We start from the raw sequence: 21,389 nt of genomic DNA, 5'->3' as shown, positions 1-21,389 counted from the left end.
ATGTCCAGACTGGGACTGCTGCGCGGCCTGGCGGCCGCGGCCACCATCGCCTGTACCCTTGCCGCGCCCGCCGCGGCGCAATCCTGGCCCGAGCGGCCCATCACGCTGGTTGCGCCCTTCACCCCGGGCGGCACCACCGACATCGTGGCGCGCGCCGTGGCGCTGCAGCTGCAAAAGCAGCTGGGCCAGACCGTGGTGGTCGAGAACAAGCCCGGCGCCGGCGGCACGCTGGGCGCGGGCATCGTGGCGCGCGCCAAGCCCGACGGCTACACCCTGCTGCTGGCCAACGTGGGCCACACGGCCGCGGCCGTGCTGTACAAGAACCTGCCGTATGACTTCGTGCGCGACATGACGCAGATCACCACGGTGGCCAACGTGCCCAACGTGCTGGTCGTGCCCAAGACGCTGCCCGTGGACGACGTCAAGGGCCTGCTGGAATATGCCAAGGCCAACCCCGGCCGGATCGACTACGGCTCGGCCGGCATCGGCACCACCCAGCACCTGTCGGCCGAACTGCTCAAGAAGGAAACCGGCCTGCAAGCCGTGCACGTGCCCTTCAAGGGCGCCGCGCCCATGATGACGGACCTGATCGCCGGGCGCCTGACCTTTGCCGTGGACTCGGCCGCCTCGGCCGCCACCCAGATCGCCGGCGGCGGCGTCAAGCCGCTGGCGGTAACCGGCCTGGAACGCACCAAGTTCCTGCCGGACGTGCCGACGCTGGACGAATCCGGCGTGCCGGGCTACCAGATGACCACCTGGTACAGCCTGGCCGCGCCCAAGGGCCTGCCCGAGGACATCGTGGCCCGCATCCGCCAGGCCGTGGTCGACGGTCTGCAGGATCCGGCCATGCAGCGCGCGCTCGAAGGCATGGCCGCCGAGCCCGGCGGCATGCCCACCGACGAGTTCCAGGCCTTCGTCGAGCAGGAAACCCGCCGCTGGGCCGAGCTGGCCGGGCAATGGACCGAAAACTGAACCGCCACGTACCGGACTTCGCATGAACCCCTCGGACATCACTTCCTTTCTCTGCCCCACCCGGCTGTACATGGGCGCCGGCGCCTATCGCAAGCTCGGCGAGCTGGTGCGCCAGTACGACTGCAAGCGCCTGTTCATCGCCATCGACGCGGCCTTGCGCGAGACCGCCTTCCATGCCGATGTCTGCAAGCTGCTGGATGAGGCCGGCGTGGCCCACGCCAGCTTCTCCGAGATCGAGCCCGACCCCAGCGCGCACACCGTGGCCAAGGCCTTCGAGGCCTGCCAGGCGCACGGCGCCACGCTGCTGCTGGCCATCGGCGGGGGCAGCACCATGGACGTGGCCAAGGCGGTGGGCATCCTGGCCACCAACGGCGGACGCATCCACGATTACGAAGGGATAGAGAAGTTCAAGACGCCGCCCTTGCCGCTGATCGCCGTGCCCACCACGGCGGGCACCGGCTCGGAAGTGTCGGGCTCCTGCGTGATCACGGACACCGACAGGCAGCTGAAGATGTCCATCCGACATGCCGCGCTGAACCCGGCGGCCGTGGCCATCCTGGACCCGCTGGCGCTGCGCACGGTGCCGGCCCACGTGGCCGCGCACTCGGGCATGGACGCCTTCGTGCACGCCTTCGAGTCCTACGTGTCGCGCCAGGCCAACATCCTGACCGACGCGCTGAACCTGCAGGCGCTGGCGCTGCTCTCGGGCAACATCCGCCAGTTCGTGGCCAACCGCGAAAACCTGCAGGCCGGCCTGAACATGCTGTGCGGCTCGGCGCTGGCCGGTATCACCTTCGGCCAGACCGGCCTGGGCAACGTGCACTGCATGGCGCGTTTCGTGGGCGCGTATTTCCACCTGTCGCACGGCCTGTCCAACGCGGTATGCCTGCCGCACGTGGCGCGCTTTAACCTGCCTGCCAACCCGGCCAAGTTCGCCCGCGTGGCCGAGGCCATGGACCGTCCGGTGCGCGGCCTGCCCGAGCGCGATGCGGCCCAGGCCGCGGTCGATGCCATCGAGACGCTGTGCCGAGACCTGGGCATCCCGGCGCGGCTGCGCGAGGTGGGGGCCGATCCCGCCCGCTTCGACGAAATGGCCCAGCTATGCAGCCAGGCCGGCTACAACCGCTGGAACCCGCGCCACACCAGCACGGCCGATTTCAGGCAGCTGTTCGAACTGGCCTATTGACGCCCGGCGCCGGCGGGCGGCTTGGCCCGGGCCTGCCGGCGCCGTCCCTAGCCGGTGGGCACGATGGCCGGCACGCCTCTAACGCCTCTAGAATGACGGCTTATGCGCCCGCCCCCATCCGCCCCTCATCCGTCTTGAACGCTCCCGATTCCGCCCCGCGCCCTGCCAAGCGCATTACCGTGCACGACGTCGCGCGCGAGGCCGGCGTGGCCATCGGCACCGTCTCGCGCGTGGTCAACGGCGCGCCCACCGTCAAGCCGCAGGTGCGCGCGCGCGTCGAGCGCGCCATCGCCCTGCTGGGCTGGACGCCCAGCGTGGCGGCCCGCGCCATGCGCGGGGTGGCCAGCCGCATGGTCGGCTTCATCTTTTCTGACGTGCGCAACCCGCTGTACGCCTCCATGATCAAGGGCGCCGAAGACGTGCTCAGCGAGCACGGCTACCTGCTGGTGACCGCCAGCAGCGACGGGCGCCACGAGCGCGAGCTGGCCTTGCTGGACCTGTTTCGCCGGCGCCGGGCCGACGGCCTGCTGTTCGCGGTCGAGCGCGAGGACGATCCGGACGTGGTGCGCGCCGTGCAGCAGGCCGGCTTTCCGGTGGTGCTGCTCGAACGCGAGATGAGCGTGGCCCTGGGCGCGGTCGGCGCCGACCACCTGAACGGCACGCGCCAGGCCACCGAATACCTGGTCGGGCTGGGCCATCGCCGCATCGCGCTGGTCAGCGGCGGGCGCAACAACCGGGTGGGCCGCGACCGCCTGGCGGGCCTTGCGCAGGCGCACGAGCGCGCCGGCCTGCCGCTGGACCCGGCCTTGCTGCGGCTGGACAGCTTTGCCTCGGACTACGCCTTTCGCGAAGTGCAGCTGCTGCTGGAGCTGCCCGCCCCGCCCACGGCCATCGTGGCCGCCGGCATGCACCTGCTGCAAGGCGTGCTGCAGGCCCTGCGCATCAAGGGCCTGTCGGTGCCGCGCGACATCTCGCTGATCGCCTCGAACGACAGCCCGCTGGCCCAGCTGGTAACCCCGGCCGTCAGCGTGATCCGCTACGACGGCTATGCGCTGGGCCGCGAAGCCGCCTTGCTGCTGCTGCGCCGGCTCGACCAGGCGCAGGCGCCGCTGCAGGCCCGGGTCGAGATCCCGACCGAGCTGGTGATCCGGGAATCGTGCGCGCCGCCCCGGGCCGGCGGCTAAAGCGCCCGGCAGCTAGCCCGCCGCCGCAGCGCATTGCGCATCCGGCCGCTGGCCCGCCGCGCCCCGAGCCAGCAGGCACAGGCATTCGTACATGAGCGTGGCGCCCACCAGCGCAGTGTTGCCGCTGGGATCATAGGGCGGCGCCACTTCCACCACGTCCGCGCCCACCAGGTCCAGCCCGTCCAGCCCACGCAGCAGCGCCAGGGCCTCCCGGGTGGTCAGCCCGCCGATTTCGGGCGTGCCGGTGCCGGGGGCATAGGCCGGGTCCAGGCCGTCCACGTCCACCGTCAGGTAGGCCGGCCCGCTGCCTATCACCCGCCTCGCTTCGGCGGCCACGGCCGCCGCGCCCAGCGCATCGAACTCGTCCATGAAAACCACCCGCATGCCCTGCTCCAGCGAATAGCGCCAGCCTTCGTCGGAATTCTGCGCGCCGCGGATACCGATCTGGATGCAGCGCCGGGGGTCGATCAACCCTGCCTCGACGGCGCGGCGAAACGGCGAGCCGTGGCTGAACTTGGAGCCGCTGAAGGCATCCCAGGTATCGGTATGCGCATCGATATGCACCATGCCCAGGGGCCGGCGCGGCGCGATCGCCTGCAGGATCGGAAAGCTGATCGAATGGTCCCCGCCGGCGGCCAGCACCTTCTTGCCGGCGGCGTAGTACGGCGCCAGGAAGCGGCGGATGTCCTCATGCGCGCGTTCGAGCTCGTAGACGCTGGAGAACGGCACGTCGCCGATATCCCCGACCCGGCATGCGGCAAAGGGATCGAAGCGCGTCACGGGATGGATGGCGCGCGTCATGGAGGACAGGTTGCGCATCTCCCGCGGGCCGTAGCGCGCGCCGGGACGGGCCGAGACGCCGCCGTCGAAGGGCACGCCGGCGATGGCGATGTCCACCTCCTGGGGACTGGCGGCGCAAGGCACCCGCATGAACGTGGGAATGCCGCTGTAGCGCGGCTGGCTTTGGCGGGAAGTGTCGGTGCTTGGCATTTTCTGCTCAGAACGTGGCCGGCGTGTTCACCCACATGACCCGTGTCACGGTATTGCCGGGATTGCGATAGCTGTGGGGCGTGTCGCTGGCGAAGTAAAAGGAATCGCCGGCCTGCAGCAGGTGCACGTCCTGGCCCAGGCGCAGCTCGAACTGGCCTTCCAGCACATAGCCCACCTCCTCGCCGACGTGGGCGATCTGCTCCAGGCTCTCGGCGCCGGGTTCGAGCACGTGCACGTCGGCCTGCAACAGCTGGCCGCGCATGGGCACGATCACCCGCTCGAGCTTGACGCCCTGCCGGCTGCGGCGGTGGCTGTTGAACTCCAGGACGGGACGCTGGTCGGCCCGGGTCACGGGCGAGACCGGCGGCGCATGGGCAGCAGCCAGTTCGGCCACGTTGGTCCCCAGCGATTGGGCCAGCCTGTGCAGCGTGGCGAGCGAGGGCATGGCCTGGCCTCGCTCCACGCGCGAGAGCAGGCTTTCCGAGCACCGGGCCGCGTCGGCCAGCGCCTTGAGCGTCATGCCGCGCACCATGCGGGCGTGCTTGATGCGCGGGCCCAGCGACGGCAACGCATGCGCCGGCTCGGGTGGCTGTCCGCTGTCGTGGCGTCTGGCCATCGGTCTGCCTCGGCTTGTCATTGCGGCCGGCTCAGGCGCCGGCCTCGACGACGAAATGGACTTCGACCGGACGATTGTCGTTGATGGGGATGATGTCCTGCGGGCAGGCCGACATGACCACCACGCAATCCATCTCGGCCCGCAGCGTGACGTAATCGCCGGCCTTGGAGACGGGCGCCAGCCATTGCACGCCATGGTCCGCGCCCACCGGGATGTTCATCCACAGGTTCAGCGGCTGGGGCACCTCGCGCGAACGCAGGCCGATGGCCTTGAGCGCCAGCCGCATGTTGTCGGCGCAGTTATCGTGGTAGTGCTGCACCCCCAGGTTGCGATAGCGGTACGCGTCGCACGCGGCCATCAGCGTATCGTGCACCCCCGGCGAGGTGTCCTGCAGCAGGGTCATGATCGGGCGGCGGCGGTTGGTGGCCAGCGGATCGCCCGGCTTGGGGATGATGCGGTCGATATAGGCGCGCGCGTGCTCCATGGACATGAACTCGCTCAGGTCGTCCGCCTTGAACGCCCAGGTGTCGCACACCTGGCTGCCGTGGGTGTTGATGATGCGAATGACCTGGCCCCGGGCCAGGCGCACCGCGCGCCCTTGGCGGGCCGGCACCTCGTAGCGGCGGCCCAGCTCGGGCACGCCGTCGGCGGAAATCGGTTCATGGACGGTGGCGTTGACGCCGACCGGCTCGCCGTTGTCCGGCAAGCCGGCGGGGGACGACAGGGACTCTTGCATGACAGCTCCTTTGTGCTGGCGATCAGGGTTGCGAAGAACGGGCAGGCAGGCCGGCGCCGCCGGGCGCCGGGGCGAGGCTGCGGCGGATCCACGGCTGCAGGAAGGCCTGCAGCCTCGGATGGGTGGGCCGGCGCACCATGTCATCGGGCGGGCCCAGCGCCACGATGCGGCCTTTTTCCATGAAAACGATGCGGTCCGAAACGTCGGCGGCGAAACTCATCTCGTGCGTAACCATCACCATGGTCATGCCGTCGCGCGACAGGGACTTGATGACTTCCAGCACCTCGTCGACCAGTTCGGGATCGAGCGCCGAAGTCGGCTCGTCCAGCAGCATCACTTCCGGATGCACGGCCAGCGCGCGCGCGATGCCCACGCGCTGCTGCTGTCCGCCGCTGAGCTGGCCGGGCAGCGCATCGGCCTTGCCGGACATGCCCACGCGCGCCAGCGCCTGGCCGGCCAGCTCGCGGGCGCGCGCCTCGTGCATGCGCTTGGCCAGCGTGAGCGGCGCCATCACGTTGGCCAGCACCGTCATGTGCGGCCACAGGTTGAACTGCTGGAAGACCATGGCAACCGGCGCGCGCACCTCGGCGATGATGCGCTCGCTTTCGCGCTCGCGCCGGCCTTGCGCCAGCCGATAGCCCAGCAGCGCGCCGCGGATGCGCACCTCGCCTTCGTCATAGGCCTCCAGGAAGTTCATGCAGCGCAGCAGCGTGGTCTTGCCCGAGCCCGAAGGGCCGATCAGCGAGACCACTTCGCCGGCATGCACGTCCAGGTCCACCCCGGCCAGCACGCGATGGCCATCGAAGGACTTGCCCACGCCGCGCAGCGAAACCATGGGCACGGCATTGCCTCGATTCATAGCTTTCCTCCAGCAAGCGCCACGCGCTTGCGCAGCCGCTCGCCCAGCGCGCCGATGGCCACCGCCATCAGCCAGTAGCTCAGCGCAAGCAGCAGATACGGCTCCAGGTAGACGAACTGCTCGGACACGATCCTGCCGGCGGTCAAGGTCAGTTCGGGATAGGTGATGACCGAGGCCAGCGCGGACTCCTTCATCAACAGCACGGTCTGGTTCACGACCAGCGGCACGCTCGCGCGCAGCGCCTGGGGGCATTCGATGTGCAGGAAGACCTGCCGCCGGCTCAGGCCCATGACCTGCGCCGCCTCGATCTGTCCGCGCGGCACGGCCTGCCAGCAGGCGCGGAATATCTCGGCGAAGTAGGCGCCGCCATAGACCGCCAGCGTGCAGGCCGCCGCCGCGAAAGGATCGAGCCGCACGCCGACGCCCGGCAGCCCGAAATACACGATGAACAGGTGGATCAGGAAGGGCGTGCCGCGCCAGATGGCGGTATAGCCCCAGTACAGCGCCCGCAGCGGCAGCCAGCCGGTTTCGCGGGCCAGGTTCATGGCAAAGCCGATCAGCAGCCCCCCGGCCAGGCCGACCGCCACCAGCCCCGCGGTGCGCAGCGCCGCCTGGCCGAACAGCGGCAGGAAATCGACCAGCAGTGCAAGGTCCATCATGGCCGGCCTCCCGCTTCGTGCGGCAGCATGCGCGAGGCCGCGCGCGGCCCGCCCCACAGGCGCCGGCCGAGCCAGGCGCCCAGCAGGAAGATCGCGCCGGTCAGCACCAGGTAGGTCAAGCCCGCGGCCAGGTAGACCTCCAGGGCGCGGAAGTTGGCGGCCGCGATCTGGCGGGCGCCGCGCGCCAGCTCCGCCACCGCGATCACCGAGACGATGGCCGAATTCTTGACCACGTCGATGGCCTCCGATATCACGGCCGGCCATACCGCGCGCGCCATTTGCGGCAACTGCACATGGCGGAACACGCGGCGCGGGGCAATGCCGAAGCTCAGCGCCGCCTCGATCTGTCCGGCCGGCACCGCGGCCAGGCCGGCCCGCAGGATCTCGCACTGGAACGCCGCCGAGTTCAGGCCCATCACCGCGATGGCCACCAGCAGCGGCGGCAGGTCCAAGCCAAAGGCGCTGGGCAGGTAGAACGCCATCAGCAGTTGCACCAGCAGCGGCGTGCCGCGGAAAAAGCTGACGTAGGCCGCCACCGCCGCGCGCGCCAGCCCGCGCCCGGCGCCGGACAGCGACAAGCCCAGCAGGGCCGCGCCCAGCGCGAACCCGATGAGGATGGCGGCCGCCGAGACCAGCAGCGTCATGCCCGCGCCGTGCAGCAGCACTGGCAGGTAGGCGGACAGCCTTTCGGCAAGCGTGGCGGCGTTCATGTCGCGTTCGCTCCGGCCCGGGGCTCAGATCTGGGGCTCGGGCACGGCGTCCACGGGCACGTCCATGGTGAAGCCGAACCACTTTTTCTGCAGCGCCTGCAGTGTGCCGTCGCGGCTGGCCTTGGCGATGCCGTCGCTGAAGAACTTCACCAGCGAGGCGCTATCGGCGTCCTGCCTGCCCACCCAGCCGAAATAGGTTTTCGGGCCGATGGGCGTGTCGATCACCGCGTAGACGTCGCCACGCGACTTGACCAGCGTGGCCAGGTTGGCCAGGGACTGCGCCACGGCCTGCACGCGGCCGGCGCCCAGGTCGGCATAGGCTTCGTCGAAACTGACGTACTCGCGGATGTTGACCGCCGGCTTGCCCTGCGCCTTGAGCTTGGCCGCATACTCCTGCAGCGCCTTGAGCTGGGCCGACCCGGCCTGCGAGCCCACCGTCTTGCCGGCGATGTCCGGCGCGGCCTGGATCGTGTCATCGCCCTGGCGCTTGACCAGCGCGGTGGTGGCGTCGGCGATGGGCAGCGTGAAGGCGAACTTGGCGGCGCGATCCTTGGTCATGGTCACCGAGGTGACGACAAAATCGAAACGCCGCGTGGCAAGGCCCGGCAGGATCCCCTGGAAGGGCACATCCATCTGCCTGACCCTCACGCCGGGCAAGTCCTGCAGGATCAGGTTCATCAGGTCCGGGCCATAGCCCACGATCTTGCCGTCCTGCACGAACTCGAAGGGCGCGAACTGCGCCTCGGTTCCGACGACGATTTCCTTCTTGCTCTTGATCGATTCCAGCAGGTCGGCGGCCTGGGCCGGCACGGCCGGCAGCAATGCCGCCAGCAGCGCGGCCAGCACGCCTGCGACGCGACGAGACAAGCTCATGATGTTTCCCCTTGTGCGATGGATGGCGTACCGGCGGCGCCGGCAGCACAAGCGACATGCAATGCATGCAAGTCACTTGCATAAAAGCCAAGCAATTTGCATGCCAACGCGGCACAAGGGGAAAAAACAAAGCTGGCGCGCATTGCGCACGCCAGCGGTGCATGATGACGGGCATGCCCGCACCGTTACGGCGCGTGGGCGCCTGGGGCGGGCTACCCTGCTATTTCAGCCACACCCGCGCATTGCGGAACATGCGCATCCACGGCGAATAGGGGCCGCCGCTGTCGGCCTGGCCCCAGCGGGCCGGCGCCCAGGACATCATCACGTTGCGCGTGACCCGCTCGGGGTGCGGCATCATCACCGTGAAGCGGCCGTCGGCGGTGGTGACCGCGGTCAGTCCGCCCGGGCTGCCGTTGGGGTTGTAGGGATAGGCCTCGGTGGCCGCGCCCCGGTTATCGACATAGCGGGCCGCGGCCAGCACGCGCCCGGGATCGCCCTGCTGCGAGAAATCGGCATAGCCCTCGCCATGGGCCACGGCCACGGGGATGTGGGCGCCCTGCATGCCGTCAAAGAACAGCGAGGGCGACTGGGCGATCTCGACCATGGACAGGCGCGCCTCGTACTTGGCCGACTGGTTGTGCGTGAAACGCGGCCAGTGCTCGGCGCCGGGAATCATGGGCGCCAGCGCGGCCATCATCTGGCAGCCGTTGCATACGCCCAGGGCGAAGGTGTCGCGCCGCGCGAAATACGCCGCGAACTGCTCGGCCAGCCGCTCGTTGAAGCGGATGGTGCGCGCCCAGCCCTCGCCCGCGCCCAGCACGTCGCCATAGCTGAATCCGCCCACGGCCACCAGGCCCTGCACGTCGGCCAGGTCGACGCGGCCGGCCAGCAGGTCGGTCATGTGCACGTCCCAGGCCTCGAAGCCGGCGGTGTCGAAGGCCCAGGCCATCTCGACCTGGCTGTTGCAGCCCTGCTCGCGCAGGATGGCCACGCGCGGGCGCGCGCCGCTGGCGATGTAGGGCGCGGCGATGTCCTCTTGCGGATCGAAGGGCACGCGCGGGCTCAGGCCCGGGTCGTCGCGGTCGTTCCAGACGTCCAGTTCGGCCTGGGCGCAGTCGGGGTTGTCGCGCGCGGCCATGATGCCGTGGCTGACCTGGCTCCAGATGCGGCCCAGCTCGGCGCGCGGCTGGCCCCAGATCTTGTGGCCGTCGCGGTAGAACTCGATCTCGTCGCGCTCGTTCAGGCCGCCGATGACGTGCGAGTGCGCCGACAGGCCGGCGGCGCGCAGCACCTGCATGACCGCGTCGCGCTCGGCCGCCGGCACCTGGATGACCGCGCCGGCCTCTTCGCAGAACAAGGCGCGCAGCGTGGCCTCGGCCCGCTGCACCGCCACCTGCTCGGGGCGGATCTTGTAGTCGCCCCAATCGGCGCTTTGCGCATCGAAGGTCAGCATGTCCAGGTTGACCGACACGCCGGTGTGGCCGGCAAAGGCCATTTCGCAAACGGTGGCATACAGCCCGCCGTCCGAACGGTCGTGGTAGGCCAGGATGACGCCCTGCTCGGCCAGCGCGCGGATGGTGACGAAAAAGGCGCGCAATTCGTCGGGTGCGTCGATGTCGGGCACCGTCTGGCCGACCTGGTTGAAGGCCTGCGCCAGGATCGAGCCGCCCATGCGGTGGCGGCCGCGGCCCAGGTCGATCAGGATGAGCACGGTCTCGCCCTGGTCGGTGCGCAGCTGCGGCGTCAGGCTGGCGCGCGCGTCGGCCACCGGCGCGAAGGCGGTGACGACCAGCGAGACCGGCGCGATCACCTGGCGCTGCTCGCCCTGCTGCTGCCAGGAGGTGCGCATCGACAGCGAATCCTTGCCCACCGGGATGGACAGGCCGACCTGCTGGCACAGCTGGCTGACGGCCGACACGGTGTCGTACAGCGCCGCGTCCTGTCCGCTGACGCCGCAGGCGGCCATCCAGTTGGCCGACAGCTTGATGTCCTCGATGCGCGCCACGTCGGCGGCCGCCAGGTTGGTCAGCGCCTCGGCCAGCGCCATGCGGCCCGAGGCCGGCGCATCGAGCACCGCCAGCGGCGTGCGCTCGCCCATGGCCATGGCCTCGCCCCTGAAGCCGTCGTAGTCGGCCAGCGTCACGGCGCAATCGGCCACCGGCACCTGCCAGGGGCCGACCATCTGGTCGCGGCTGCACAGCCCGCCCACGGTGCGGTCGCCGATGGTGATCAGGAAGGTCTTGTTGGCCACGGTGGGATGGCGCAGCACCCGCCGGGCCGCCTCGTCCAGCGAAATGACGGTCAGGTCCAGGGGCGCGCCCGCGCCCGGGGCGCGGCTGACGTCGCGCGTCATGCGCGGGGCCTTGCCCAGGATGACGTTCATGGGCACGTCGACCGGATGGCCGGGCGCGCCGCCCTGGGCGCCGGGCGGCTGCCCGGCCGGCGTGGCGCCCAGGCGGGCCAGTTCGGCATCGACCGCGGCAAAAAGCTTGGCGTCGGCGCCGGCCGCGCCGTTGAGCACGCGCAGCTGGCGCGCCTCGGTGGCGATGCCCACCACGGCGTAGGGACAGCGCTCGCGCGCGGCCAGCGCATGAAAGCGGGCCAGGTCCTGGGGCGCGATGGCCAGCACGTAGCGCTCTTGCGACTCGTTGCTCCAGATCTCGGCCGGCGACAGGCCCGACTCTTCCAGCGGCACGCGCTTGAGGTCGAAGACCGCGCCGCGCTCGGCATCGTTGACCAGCTCGGGGAAGGCGTTGGACAAGCCGCCCGCGCCCACGTCGTGGATGGCCAGGATGGGATTGTCCTCGCCCTGCTGCCAGCAGCGGTCGATGACCTCTTGCGCGCGCCGCTCGATCTCGGGGTTGCCGCGCTGCACCGAATCAAAATCCAGCTCGGCGGTGTTGCTGCCCACGCCCATGCTCGAGGCCGCGCCCCCGCCCATGCCGATGCGCAGGCCCGGCCCGCCCAGCTGGATCAGCAAGGCGCCGGGCGGAATGCGCTTCTTGTGGGTCAGGCCCGCATCGATGCTGCCCAGGCCGCCGGCGATCATGATGGGCTTGTGATAGCCCCAGCGGGTGCCGCCCGCGGTCTGCTCGAAGGTGCGGAAATAGCCCAGCAGGTTGGGTCGGCCGAACTCGTTGTTGAAGGCGGCCCCGCCCAGCGGGCCGTCGATCATGATGGACAGCGGCGTGGCGATGCGCTCGGGCAGGCCGTGGTGGTCGGCCTCCCAGGGTTGCACGTCGCCGGGCAGGCGCAGGTGCGAGACGGTAAAGCCCGTCAGGCCGGCCTTGGGCTTGGAGCCGCGGCCGGTGGCGCCCTCGTCGCGGATCTCGCCGCCGGCCCCCGTGGAGGCGCCCGGAAACGGCGCGATGGCGGTCGGGTGGTTGTGCGTCTCGACCTTCATCAAGGTGTGCACGGTGGCCTCGCGCCGGCCATAGCGCGGCGCCTGGCCGGCCTGCGGCGGCTGCGCGTAGAAGCGCTGGGCCGGGCCGCCCTCCATGATGGCGGCGTTGTCGGAATAGGCCACCACCGTGCCGGCGGGCTGGGCCGCGTGGGTCTGGCGGATCATGCCGAACAGGGTGTGCGGCTGGTCCTGGCCGTCGATCACCCACTGGGCGTTGAAGATCTTGTGCCGGCAGTGTTCGCTGTTGGCCTGGGCGAACATCATCAGCTCGACGTCGGTGGGATCGCGGCCCAGCTCGCCGAAGGCCTGGGCCAGGTAGTCGATCTCGTCCTCGGACAGCGCAAGGCCCAGGCTCAGGTTGGCCTGCACCAGCGCCTGGCGGCCCTGCGCCTGCACGTCGACGGTGCGCATGGGCTTGCCGGCCAGCGGCTCGAACAGGGCGCGGCCGTCGAAGGCCGCGTCCACCACGGTCTCGGTCATGCGATCGTGCAGCAGGCCGGCCGCGCGGGCCAGCTGCTGGGCGTCCAGCGGCTTGGCCCCGCCCAGCAGCCCGCGCTGCGCGATGAGCACGTAGCGCACGCCGCGCTCGATGCGCCGCACCCGCGCCAGCCCGCAATTGCGCGCGATGTCCGTGGCCTTGCTGGCCCACGGCGAGATCGTGCCCAGGCGCGGGATCACCCGCAGCACCAGGGCCTGGTCCTCGCGCTCGTGCGCCTGGTAGGGCGTGCCGTAGTCCAGCAGGCCTTGCAGCCGCTCGCGCTCGGCCGGCGCCAGCTCGCCGTCGGTCCAGACGAAATGCTCGTGGCGCGCGGCGATGTCGGCCACGGGCAGGCCGGCCCCTTGCAGGCTGGCCAGCAGGCGCGCGCGGCGAAAAGGCGACAGGACGGAAGAACCGGGAAGATGCAGGATGGAGACGGACACGATGGGCGCGCGCAGGCAGGGGAAGGAGAAACCAGTGATTTTAGCCTGCCTGCGGGAAAACACGGGGGCGCGCGGACGGTGCCCGGCGTTAGCATGCTGGCACGCCGGGCGCATCGCCCGCCCGCGCGCCATAAAGCCGACAAGAAGCACCGAGACAGACGCCGTACCCGCCCATGCCCCCACCCCCGCCTGCCCAGGACCGGGCGCAAGACACCGCCGCGCCCGCGCGCCCCGAACCCAAGGTTTCCGTGCCGCTGGCCATCGAGGACGTGCTGGCCGTGGCCGCGATGGCCGCCCTGGCCCTGATCACCTTCGCCAACGTGCTGGTGCGCTACTTCAGCAGCCGCTCGTTCGCCTGGACCGAGGAAGTATCGATCTTCCTGATGATCGTGGTCACCATGGTGGGCGCCTGCTCGGCCTTCGTGCGCAACCAGCACATCCGCATCGAGGCCCTGGCCGACGGCGGCAGCGATGCGCGCCGGCGCCGCCTGGCGGTGACCAGCCAGGCCGTGGTGCTGGCCTTCTTCGTGCTGCTGGCCGTGCTGTCGGCGCGGCTGGTCTGGGACGAATACATCTACGAGGAAACCAGCCCGGCCATCGGCGTGCCGACCTGGTGGTACTCGATCTGGCTGCCGGCGCTGTCGGCCGCCATCGCGCTGCGCACGCTGGGCTCGCTGCGCCGCCTGCTGCGGGCCCGGCCATGATCGGCGCGCTGCTGTTCGCGGCCTTCGTGGGGCTGATGCTCATCGGCGTGCCGGTGGCCGTCTCGCTGGGCGCGGCCGGCGCGCTGGCCATCGCCATCGCCAACCACGACGTGCAATGGTTCGGGCTGCTGGCCGTGCCGCAGAACTTCTATGCCGGCGTGGCCAAATACCCGCTGCTGGCCATCCCGATGTTCGTGCTGGTCGGGTCCATCTTCGACCGCTCGGGGGTGGCGCGCCGGCTGGTGGACTTCGCCACCGCCGTGGTGGGCCGCGGTTCGGGCATGCTGCCGCTGATATCGATCGCGGTGGCCATGTTCCTGGGCGGCATCTCGGGCTCGGGGCCGGCCTGCGCGGCGGCCGTGGGCGGGGTCATGATCGCGGCCATGCGTCGCGCCGGCTACCCGGGCCCCTTCTCGGCCAGCGTGGTGGCCGCCGGCGCGGCCACCGACATCCTCATCCCGCCCTCGGTCGCCTTCATCGTCTACTCGGTGCTGGTGCCCCAGGCCTCGGTCCCGGCGCTATTCGCCGCCGGCATGGTGCCCGGCATCCTGGCCGGCATCGCGCTGATCGTGCCGGCCGTCTGGCTCTCGCGCCGGCACGGCATGGGCGCGCTCGAGCGCAACCTGCCGCGCCCGCCCTTCTGGCCCAGCCTGATGGCCGCCTCGTGGGGGCTGGCCGCGCCGGTGCTGATCCTGGGCGGCATGCGGCTGGGCTGGTTCACGCCCACCGAGGCCGCGGTGGTGGCGGTGTTCTACGGCCTGTTCGTGGGCATGGTGGTCTACCGCAGCATCGGCCTGCGCGACCTGTACGTCATCCTGCGCGAATCGGCCGAGCTCTCGGCGGTGATCCTGCTGGTGGTGGGCCTGGCCGGCGTCTTCGCCTGGTCGCTGTCCACGCTCAGCCTGATCGATCCCATCACCCGCGCCATCGTGGGCTCGGGCCTGGGCGAGACGGGCGTGCTGGTCCTGCTGATCCTGCTGCTGATGGCTGTGGGCATGGTCCTGGACGGCATCTCGATCTTCCTGATCTTCGTGCCGCTGCTGCTGCCCATCGCCCAGCATTACGGCTGGGACCCGGTATGGTTCGGCGTGGTGCTGACGCTGAAGGTGGCGCTGGGGCAGTTCACCCCGCCGCTGGCGGTCAACCTGATGGTGTCCTGCCGCATCGCGCAGGTACCCATGGAATCGACCTTCCGCTGGGTGGGCTGGCTGCTGCTTTCCATGCTGGCCGTGCTGGCCGCCGTGCTGGCCTTTCCCCAGCTGGCCTTGTGGCTGCCCCGCACGCTGGGATACTGAACCGAACGACATCTACCGACGAACGCTGGACAAAAGAAAGAGGAGACACCCATCATGAAGACGCTCAAATCCCTGCTTGGCGCCGCCTTGTGCGCCGGCGCGGCGCTGCTGGCGGCCCCCGCCCAGGCGCAGAACTACAAATCCGAATACAAGCTCTCCATCGTGCTGGGCACCCAGTTCCCCTGGGGCAAGGGCGCCGAGATCTGGTCCGACCTGGTGCGCGAGCGCACCGACGGGCGCATCAACATCAAGCTGTATCCCGGCACCTCGCTGGTCCAGGGCGACCAGACCCGCGAGCTGACCGCCATCCGCCAAGGCGTCATCGACATGGCGGTGGGTTCGCCCATCAACTGGTCGCCGCAGATCCGCGCGCTCAACCTGTTCGCCCTGCCCTTCATGATGCCCGACCATGCCGCCATCGACGCGCTGACGCAAGGCGAAGTGGGCCGCCAGCTGTTCGCCATCGTCGAGAAGGCCGGCGTGGTGCCGCTGGCCTGGGGCGAGAACGGCTTTCGCCAGGTCACCAACTCGCGCCATCCCATCGCCTCGCCGGCCGACATGAAGGGCCTGAAGCTGCGCGTGGTCGGCTCGCCGCTGTTCATCGACATCTTCACGGCGCTGGGCGCCAACCCCACCCAGATGAGCTGGGCCGACGCGCAGCCGGCGCTGGCCTCGGGCGCGGTGGACGGCCAGGAGAACCCCATGTCGGTGATCGCCGCGGCCAAGCTCCATGCCGTGGGCCAGAAATACATGACCATGTGGAACTACGTCGCCGACCCGCTGATCTTCGTGGTCAACAAGGAAGTCTGGCAATCCTGGTCCGAGCAGGACCGCGAAATCGTGCGCCAGGCCGCCATCGACGCCGGCAGGCAACAGGTGCAGATCGCGCGCAAGGGCATGACGGCCGAGGACTCCTCGCTGCTGGACGAGGCGCGCGGCAACGGCGTGCAGGTCACCGAACTGACCCCCGAGCAGCACGCCGCCTTCGTGGCCGCCACCAAGCCGGTCTACGATAAATGGAAGAAGCAGATCGGCGAGGCGCTGGTGGCGCAGGCCGAAAAGGACATCGCCGCGCGCGGCAAATAGGCAGGCACAACGGCCAGGGCGCGGCATCGACAACGCGCCCGGCGTCCCCGGGGGGGCAGACTCGCTGCGGCGAGTCTTTTTTTGCCGCCGGGCCGGCTCAGCCTTGCCGGACGAATGCCGGCTCGATACTTTGCAGGCTTTCGCGCAGCAGCGCCAGCAGCGCGCGGCTGCAGGGCGTCGCACGCTTGCCCGCAAACAGGCCGTATCGCACGCTCAAGCCGTGGCCGTCCGCATCGGCAATGGGCAGCACGCGCATGGTGTTCGGGCGCACCGCTTCGGGCGTCAGCAGCGCCACGCCCAGGCCCAGCTCCACCGCGGCGCAGATGGCGCCGATGTTGTGGCTGGTCAGGGCCACGCGAAAGTCGCGTCCCGCGCTCGCCAGCGTCTGGAACATCAGCCGCCGCCAGGCGCAGGGCTCGGCATAGACGATCAGGTCGATCGGCCGCGCCGGATCGGGCGCTTCGTCGATGGCGCAGACCCACTGCAGATCGACCATCCAGGCTTGCACCGGGTCGGCGCTGAAGGCCGAGCAGGCACCGATCGCGATATCCAGGACGCCGTCCTGCCAGGCCTGGGCCAGCGCGTCGCTGTGGTCGATCACGATTTCCAGGTGCAGGTCCGGGCAAGACCGGCGCAGGCGGGCCAGCGCAGCGGGCAGCGCGGCGATGGCGACGTCCTCGGACAGGCCCACGCGCACGTTGCCATGCAGGGCACGCTCGCCCAGCCGGGCCGCCGCCGCTTCGCCCAGCGCGAGGATGCGCTGGGCATAGCCCAGGAGCATCTCCCCTTCCGTCGTCGGCACCACGCCGCGGCCGGTGCGATGCAGCAGCCGCTTGCCCACCCGCTCTTCCAGCCGGCGGATCTGCGTGCTCAGCGCGGACTGCGCACGGCCGGACTGCTGGGCTGCGCGGCTGAGACTGCCGTGCCTGCACACGGCGACGAAGGTACGCAGCAGCGCCGGATCGAAAGCCTCGGAGATCATTATTCTATTAAGTCTGAAATATTGGATATCAGTCTACCAATATGGCTGCGCCCTCCCTACCATGACGATGAATCGCCGGAAAAAACTCTCCGCGCACACAGCCCAGCCAGAAACAGGAGCCACCCATGACCGCCAAGACCAATACCCGTATCGTCCTTGCCGCACGCCCCGAAGGCGCGCCCAAGCCCGGCGACTTCCGTATCGAAACCGTGCCGGTGCCTGCGCTCAAGGAGGGCGAGCTGCTCCTGGAGACCGTGTACCTGTCGCTCGATCCGTACATGCGCGGCCGCATGCGCGAACTGAAGTCCTACGCACCCTCGCTGGCGCTGGGCGATGTCATCGTGGGCGGCACGGTCTCGCGCGTGGCCCAGTCGCGGCATGCTTCGTGGCGCGAGGGCGAGCTCGTGTCGGCGTATGCCGGCTGGCAGCGCTATGCCGTGTCCGACGGCCAGGGCCTGCGCAAGCTCGATCCGCAGGCCGCGCCGCCCTCCACCGCCTTGGGCGTGCTGGGCATGCCAGGCCTGACGGCGTATTCGGGCCTGCGCGAAATCGGCAAGCCCAAGGCGGGCGAGACGGTCGTCGTGGCCGCGGCCAGCGGCGCGGTAGGTTCGGCGGTCGGGCAGATCGCCCGAATCCAGGGCGCGCGCGCGGTAGGAATCGTCGGCGGCAAAGAGAAAGCCGAATTCGTGAAGAACGAGCTGGGTTTCGACGTGGTGCTGGATCACCGCGCCCCCGATTTCGCCGCGCAACTGGCCCGCGCTTGCCCGGATGGCATCGACGTGTACTTCGAGAACGTCGGCGGCAAGGTCTGGGACGCGGTGTTTCCGCTGCTCAACGACTTCGCCCGCGTGCCGGTGTGCGGCCTGATCGCGCACTACAACGACCATGACGAGCCCCAACGCGGCGTGGACAGGCTGCCCGTGACGATGCGCGAGATCCTGAGCCGGCGCCTGACCGTGCGGGGCTTCATCGTATTCGACTTCGGCCTGGAAGAAGACTTCCTGAAAGAAGCAACGCCGTGGGTCGCCGAAGGCAGGCTGCGTTATCGCGAAGACGTGGTGCACGGCCTGGAGAACGCGCCGCAGGCCTTCATCGGGCTGCTCGAAGGGAAGAACTTCGGCAAGCTGATCGTGCAGGTGGCGGCACCGTGAGGCCTTGCCTTGGGGCTTGTCCCGGATATTTTTATATCGAACGACACAAAAATAGTTGACACGCCGCGTCTCCCTTCCCTACCATTTCTGTGTCGTTCGATACAAAAAAGGAATCATCGTGAATGAACTGCAGGGAAAGCGCGCCCTTGTGACGGGCGCATCGCGCGGCATCGGCGCCGCAATCGCGGTGGCGCTCGCCGACCGGGGCGCGGATGTGGCCATTACCTACGAACGCTCGGCCGACCGTGCCGCCGAGGTCGTGCGCGCGATCCAGGACAAAGGCCGCCAGGGCTTGGCCATCCAGGCCGACGGCGCCGATCCGGCGGCGGCCAGGGATTCGGTCGAGCAGGCCGCCCAGCGCCTGGGCGGCCTGGACATACTGGTGAACAACGCCGGTATCGCGCGCTATGGCGCGATCGCCGACATCGGCGTGGCCGACATCGATGCGCTGCTGGCCGTCAACGTGCGCTCGCCGGTGCTCGCCTCGCAGGCCGCGATCGCGCACCTGAAGGAAGGCGGGCGCATCATCCACATCGGCTCGGTCCTGGCCGAACGTATCGTCGGGGAAGGCGCCACGATGTATGCCGCGACCAAATCGGCGCTGCAGTCGCTCACGCGAGGCCTGGCCCGCGAGCTCGGGCCGCGCGGCATCACCGTGAACCTGGTCCAGCCCGGTTCGACCAACACGGATATGAACCCCGCCCAGGGCGAGTTCGCCGACTTGCAGCGCGCCCTGATGCCGCTTGGCCGCTATGGCGAACCGCAGGACGTGGCCGCGGCGGTCGTCTTCCTGGCCAGCCCCGCGGCGCGGCAGATCACTGGCGCCATCCTCACGGTGGACGGGGGCTTGAATACCTGACCCCGGCCTGGCCGCCGCCAGGCTTTCACGCCCGCGCCGCGGCAGGCCGTCGGCCCCGCCCGCCGGCGCGGGCATCCCAGCGCAGCATCGCCAGTTCGGCCACGGCCTGCAGCTCGGCCCGCCCCGCCCCGTCCCGGGCCAGGATGGACATGCCGTTCTGCAGGGCCTGCACGAAGCGGGCCAGGGCATGGACATCGGTCTGGGGCGCCAGCTCGCCAGCAGCCACGGCCTCGCCCAGGCGCGCCTTCAGGCGCTCCAGCGTCACTGCCCGCGCCGCGCGCACCTGCTCGCCCAGTCCCGGGTGATCCTGGTCGCCTACCGCGGCCAGCGTCACCATGCAGCCGCGCGGAATGTCCGCAAGGCAGCCGGTCAGGGCCGCGGCCGAATCCATGAGCAGGGCCCGGACCGCGTCGCGGGCGGTACCGGCCGAAAAAAAACCGGCCCACACAAGCTGCTCGTAGGTTTCGCGGTAATGCGCCAGGGCCTCCGCATAAAGCGCCTCCTTGGAGCCGAAGGCGGCATACAGGCTGGGCGAGCCTATCCCCATCGCCTCGGTGAGATCGGCGATGGAAGTCGCTTCATAGCCCTTGCACCAGAACAGCCGCATGGCCTGCGACAGCGCGGCCTGGCGGTCGAACGCACGGGGCCTTCCCCGGCTGCGGCGAGCCGCGGTCTCCTTGGCCGGCGATGCCTGGCCGGCTTTGCGCGGTGAACCCATCGGCGCCTCGTTCTGCATGCCGATTATTTTATGTCGATCGATATATAAAATACAGGCGTCGTGCAGGCGGACCGGCAGCACCCGGCCCGGCTTGTGTACCCCCAACTCCCGCAGGCGCTTGAAAACATGGCCGCCCTTAAGACCCTCGCCTTGCGATCCGGCCTTGCCGCAGCCATGCTCTGCGCCGCCGCCGGGGCCTGTGCCGGCGCCACGCCGCAAGCCGTGCGCGCCGCCGTGGACAGCGTCGTGCGCCCGCTCATGGCCGCGCACGATATCCCCGGCATGGCGGTGGCGGTCAGCATCGATGGCCAGGCCCACGTGCTGAACTACGGCCTGGCCTCGAAGCTGGACGGCCGGCCCGTGGACGACGGCACGCTCTTCGAAATCGGCTCGATCAGCAAGGTCTTTACCGGCACGCTGGGCGCCTGGGCCTCGATCCAGGGCGGCTTTGCGCTGTCCGACCCGGCGGCCAGCCGCGCATCCGGCCTGCACCCGCTCATTCGGCCTTCACGCCCGCCTGCTCGATGATCGGCTTCCAGCGCGCGATCTCGGCCTGGGTGTGCTGGCGCAGGAACTGCGCCGACAGGCGCTCGCCTTGCGGCACGACCACGCCCATTTCCCCCAGGCGCTGCACCAGCGCCGCATTGCCGAAGGCCGCGCGCACCGCCCGGTTCAGGCGCTCGACCGCCTCGGCCGGCGTGCCTTGCGGCACGTACAGCCCGTGCCAGACAGCCAGCTCGAACCCCTGCAGGCCAGCCTGCGCAAAAGTCGGCACCTCGGGCAGGATGTCCAGCCGCTCGCGCGTGGCCACGGCATAAGGCCGCAAGGCGCCTGCCTTGATGTGCGGGCCGGTGGCCACGGGCTGATCGCAGATCAGGTCCACGTTGCCCGCGATCAGGTCCTGCAGGGCCGGGCCCGTGCCGCGGTACGGCACCATGGTGGCCGTGGTGCCGGTGCTCTGCGTGAACAGCATGGCGCACAGGTGCGAGGTGGCGCCGATGCCCGCATGCGAAAAATTGACCTGGCCGGGCTTGTCCTTCATGGCCTGGATCAGTTCCTGCACCGTGGAGGGCGGAAAGTCCTTGTTGCGCACCAGGATCATGGGCACGTCACCGGCCATGGCCACCGGCTCCAGGTCGCGGGCCGGATCGAAGGTCAGGTTGCTGTACAGGGCCGGCGCGGTCGCCACGGCCATGTTGTGCAGCAGCACGGTATGGCCGTCCTTGGGCGAGCGCACCACCTTGCTGGTGCCTATGGTGCCGCCGGCGCCGGCGGCGTTTTCCACGACCACGGGCTGGCCCAGGTCCTGGGCCAGCACCTCGGCCAGCACGCGCGCCAGCACGTCGGTCGAGCCGCCCGGCGCATAAGGCACGACCAGGGTCACGGGCCGGGTGGGAAAGGCGAAGGCGGCGGCCGAGGCCATCGCCAGTACGCCGGCCATGAAGGCCTTGAGGGAAATGCGCATCTGTGTCTCCTTGTAGTAGG

At 70.0% G+C, this 21,389-nt stretch carries 20 protein-coding genes; 9 read left to right on the top strand and 11 right to left on the bottom strand.

What is annotated here, in order from left to right; all coding sequences use genetic code 11:
* From V8Z80_RS02840 to V8Z80_RS02830, 3 genes are all read left to right on the top strand, one after another.
* Positions 1 to 972, top strand: coding sequence for a Bug family tripartite tricarboxylate transporter substrate binding protein (locus V8Z80_RS02840; protein ID WP_336060926.1), 972 nt, complete (start codon positions 1 to 3; stop codon positions 970 to 972).
* A gap of 22 nt (positions 973 to 994) precedes the next feature.
* Positions 995 to 2,158, top strand: a complete 1,164-nt coding sequence (locus tag V8Z80_RS02835) for an iron-containing alcohol dehydrogenase (RefSeq protein ID WP_336060925.1) — start codon at positions 995 to 997, stop codon at positions 2,156 to 2,158.
* A 134-nt stretch (positions 2,159 to 2,292) separates the two neighbouring features.
* Entirely contained in the window at positions 2,293 to 3,342 is a 1,050-nt protein-coding gene (locus V8Z80_RS02830) for a LacI family DNA-binding transcriptional regulator (RefSeq protein WP_336060924.1), read from the top strand.
* A gap of 12 nt (positions 3,343 to 3,354) precedes the next feature.
* On the opposite strand, the gene speB is transcribed toward V8Z80_RS02830, so the two are convergent.
* From speB to purL, 8 genes are all read right to left on the bottom strand, one after another.
* A complete protein-coding gene (speB, locus tag V8Z80_RS02825; protein ID WP_336060923.1) occupies positions 3,355 to 4,332 on the bottom strand; it encodes an agmatinase in 978 nt (325 codons plus the stop codon).
* A 7-nt stretch (positions 4,333 to 4,339) separates the two neighbouring features.
* Complete coding sequence (locus tag V8Z80_RS02820) at positions 4,340 to 4,948, bottom strand: cupin domain-containing protein (protein WP_155193436.1); 609 nt, start codon at positions 4,946 to 4,948, stop codon at positions 4,340 to 4,342.
* Positions 4,949 to 4,979: 31 nt separating this feature from the next.
* Positions 4,980 to 5,684 carry a DUF1989 domain-containing protein gene (locus V8Z80_RS02815; RefSeq protein ID WP_155193438.1) on the bottom strand — a complete coding sequence of 235 codons (705 nt, stop codon included), beginning with the start codon at positions 5,682 to 5,684 and terminating at the stop codon, positions 4,980 to 4,982.
* Between the two features lie 22 nt (positions 5,685 to 5,706).
* Positions 5,707 to 6,543: an amino acid ABC transporter ATP-binding protein gene (locus V8Z80_RS02810; protein WP_155193440.1), complete on the bottom strand. Its 837-nt coding sequence runs from the start codon at positions 6,541 to 6,543 to the stop codon at positions 5,707 to 5,709.
* Positions 6,540 to 7,202, bottom strand: coding sequence for an amino acid ABC transporter permease (locus tag V8Z80_RS02805; RefSeq protein WP_155193442.1), 663 nt, complete (start codon positions 7,200 to 7,202; stop codon positions 6,540 to 6,542). The genes V8Z80_RS02810 and V8Z80_RS02805 overlap by 4 nt, the downstream gene beginning before the upstream one ends.
* Positions 7,199 to 7,912 carry an amino acid ABC transporter permease gene (locus V8Z80_RS02800; protein ID WP_155193444.1) on the bottom strand — a complete coding sequence of 238 codons (714 nt, stop codon included), beginning with the start codon at positions 7,910 to 7,912 and terminating at the stop codon, positions 7,199 to 7,201. Before V8Z80_RS02800 ends, V8Z80_RS02805 begins: the two co-directional genes overlap by 4 nt.
* A gap of 24 nt (positions 7,913 to 7,936) precedes the next feature.
* Entirely contained in the window at positions 7,937 to 8,785 is an 849-nt protein-coding gene (locus V8Z80_RS02795; protein ID WP_155193446.1) for a transporter substrate-binding domain-containing protein, read from the bottom strand.
* A 220-nt stretch (positions 8,786 to 9,005) separates the two neighbouring features.
* Entirely contained in the window at positions 9,006 to 13,241 is a 4,236-nt protein-coding gene (purL, locus tag V8Z80_RS02790; RefSeq protein WP_442951925.1) for a phosphoribosylformylglycinamidine synthase, read from the bottom strand.
* A gap of 41 nt (positions 13,242 to 13,282) precedes the next feature.
* Between purL and V8Z80_RS02785 the strand changes: the two genes are divergently transcribed.
* Genes V8Z80_RS02785 through V8Z80_RS02775 form a run of 3 tightly spaced genes read left to right on the top strand, consistent with a single transcriptional unit; the run spans position 13,283 to position 16,194 of the window.
* The gene (locus V8Z80_RS02785) at positions 13,283 to 13,813 is read left to right on the top strand and encodes a TRAP transporter small permease (protein ID WP_155193450.1); all 531 of its coding nucleotides are present in this window, start codon (positions 13,283 to 13,285) and stop codon (positions 13,811 to 13,813) included.
* Entirely contained in the window at positions 13,810 to 15,108 is a 1,299-nt protein-coding gene (locus V8Z80_RS02780) for a TRAP transporter large permease (protein ID WP_336060921.1), read from the top strand. Before V8Z80_RS02785 ends, V8Z80_RS02780 begins: the two co-directional genes overlap by 4 nt.
* Positions 15,109 to 15,162: 54 nt before the next feature.
* On the top strand, positions 15,163 to 16,194 hold the full coding sequence (locus tag V8Z80_RS02775; protein WP_336060920.1) for a DctP family TRAP transporter solute-binding subunit: 1,032 nt from the start codon (positions 15,163 to 15,165) through the stop codon (positions 16,192 to 16,194).
* Positions 16,195 to 16,291: 97 nt separating this feature from the next.
* On the opposite strand, the gene V8Z80_RS02770 is transcribed toward V8Z80_RS02775, so the two are convergent.
* Complete coding sequence (locus tag V8Z80_RS02770) at positions 16,292 to 17,176, bottom strand: LysR family transcriptional regulator (RefSeq protein WP_336060919.1); 885 nt, start codon at positions 17,174 to 17,176, stop codon at positions 16,292 to 16,294.
* A gap of 125 nt (positions 17,177 to 17,301) precedes the next feature.
* On the opposite strand from V8Z80_RS02770, the gene V8Z80_RS02765 reads away from it, so the two are divergent.
* Together V8Z80_RS02765 and V8Z80_RS02760 are read left to right on the top strand one after the other, a co-directional pair.
* Positions 17,302 to 18,327 (top strand): NADP-dependent oxidoreductase, encoded by a 1,026-nt coding sequence (locus V8Z80_RS02765; RefSeq protein WP_336060918.1) that lies wholly within the window; start codon positions 17,302 to 17,304, stop codon positions 18,325 to 18,327.
* Between the two features lie 118 nt (positions 18,328 to 18,445).
* Complete coding sequence (locus tag V8Z80_RS02760; RefSeq protein WP_336060917.1) at positions 18,446 to 19,186, top strand: SDR family NAD(P)-dependent oxidoreductase; 741 nt, start codon at positions 18,446 to 18,448, stop codon at positions 19,184 to 19,186.
* 25 nt (positions 19,187 to 19,211) lie between these two features.
* On the opposite strand, the gene V8Z80_RS02755 is transcribed toward V8Z80_RS02760, so the two are convergent.
* On the bottom strand, positions 19,212 to 19,904 hold the full coding sequence (locus V8Z80_RS02755; protein ID WP_336060916.1) for a TetR/AcrR family transcriptional regulator: 693 nt from the start codon (positions 19,902 to 19,904) through the stop codon (positions 19,212 to 19,214).
* A gap of 126 nt (positions 19,905 to 20,030) precedes the next feature.
* On the opposite strand from V8Z80_RS02755, the gene V8Z80_RS02750 reads away from it, so the two are divergent.
* On the top strand, positions 20,031 to 20,432 hold the full coding sequence (locus tag V8Z80_RS02750; RefSeq protein WP_336060915.1) for a serine hydrolase: 402 nt from the start codon (positions 20,031 to 20,033) through the stop codon (positions 20,430 to 20,432).
* Here the strand turns inward: V8Z80_RS02750 and V8Z80_RS02745 are convergent.
* A complete protein-coding gene (locus tag V8Z80_RS02745) occupies positions 20,401 to 21,369 on the bottom strand; it encodes a tripartite tricarboxylate transporter substrate-binding protein (protein ID WP_336060914.1) in 969 nt (322 codons plus the stop codon). The genes V8Z80_RS02750 and V8Z80_RS02745 overlap by 32 nt on opposite strands.
* Positions 21,370 to 21,389 lie beyond the last annotated feature (20 nt).

Origin of the sequence: Orrella sp. JC864, assembly GCF_037026685.1 — a bacterium.
Classification (GTDB): Bacteria; Pseudomonadota; Gammaproteobacteria; order Burkholderiales; family Burkholderiaceae_B; genus Orrella.
The sequence above is the reverse complement of the archived record's forward strand: the minus strand, read 5'-3'. Positions and strand labels throughout refer to the sequence as shown.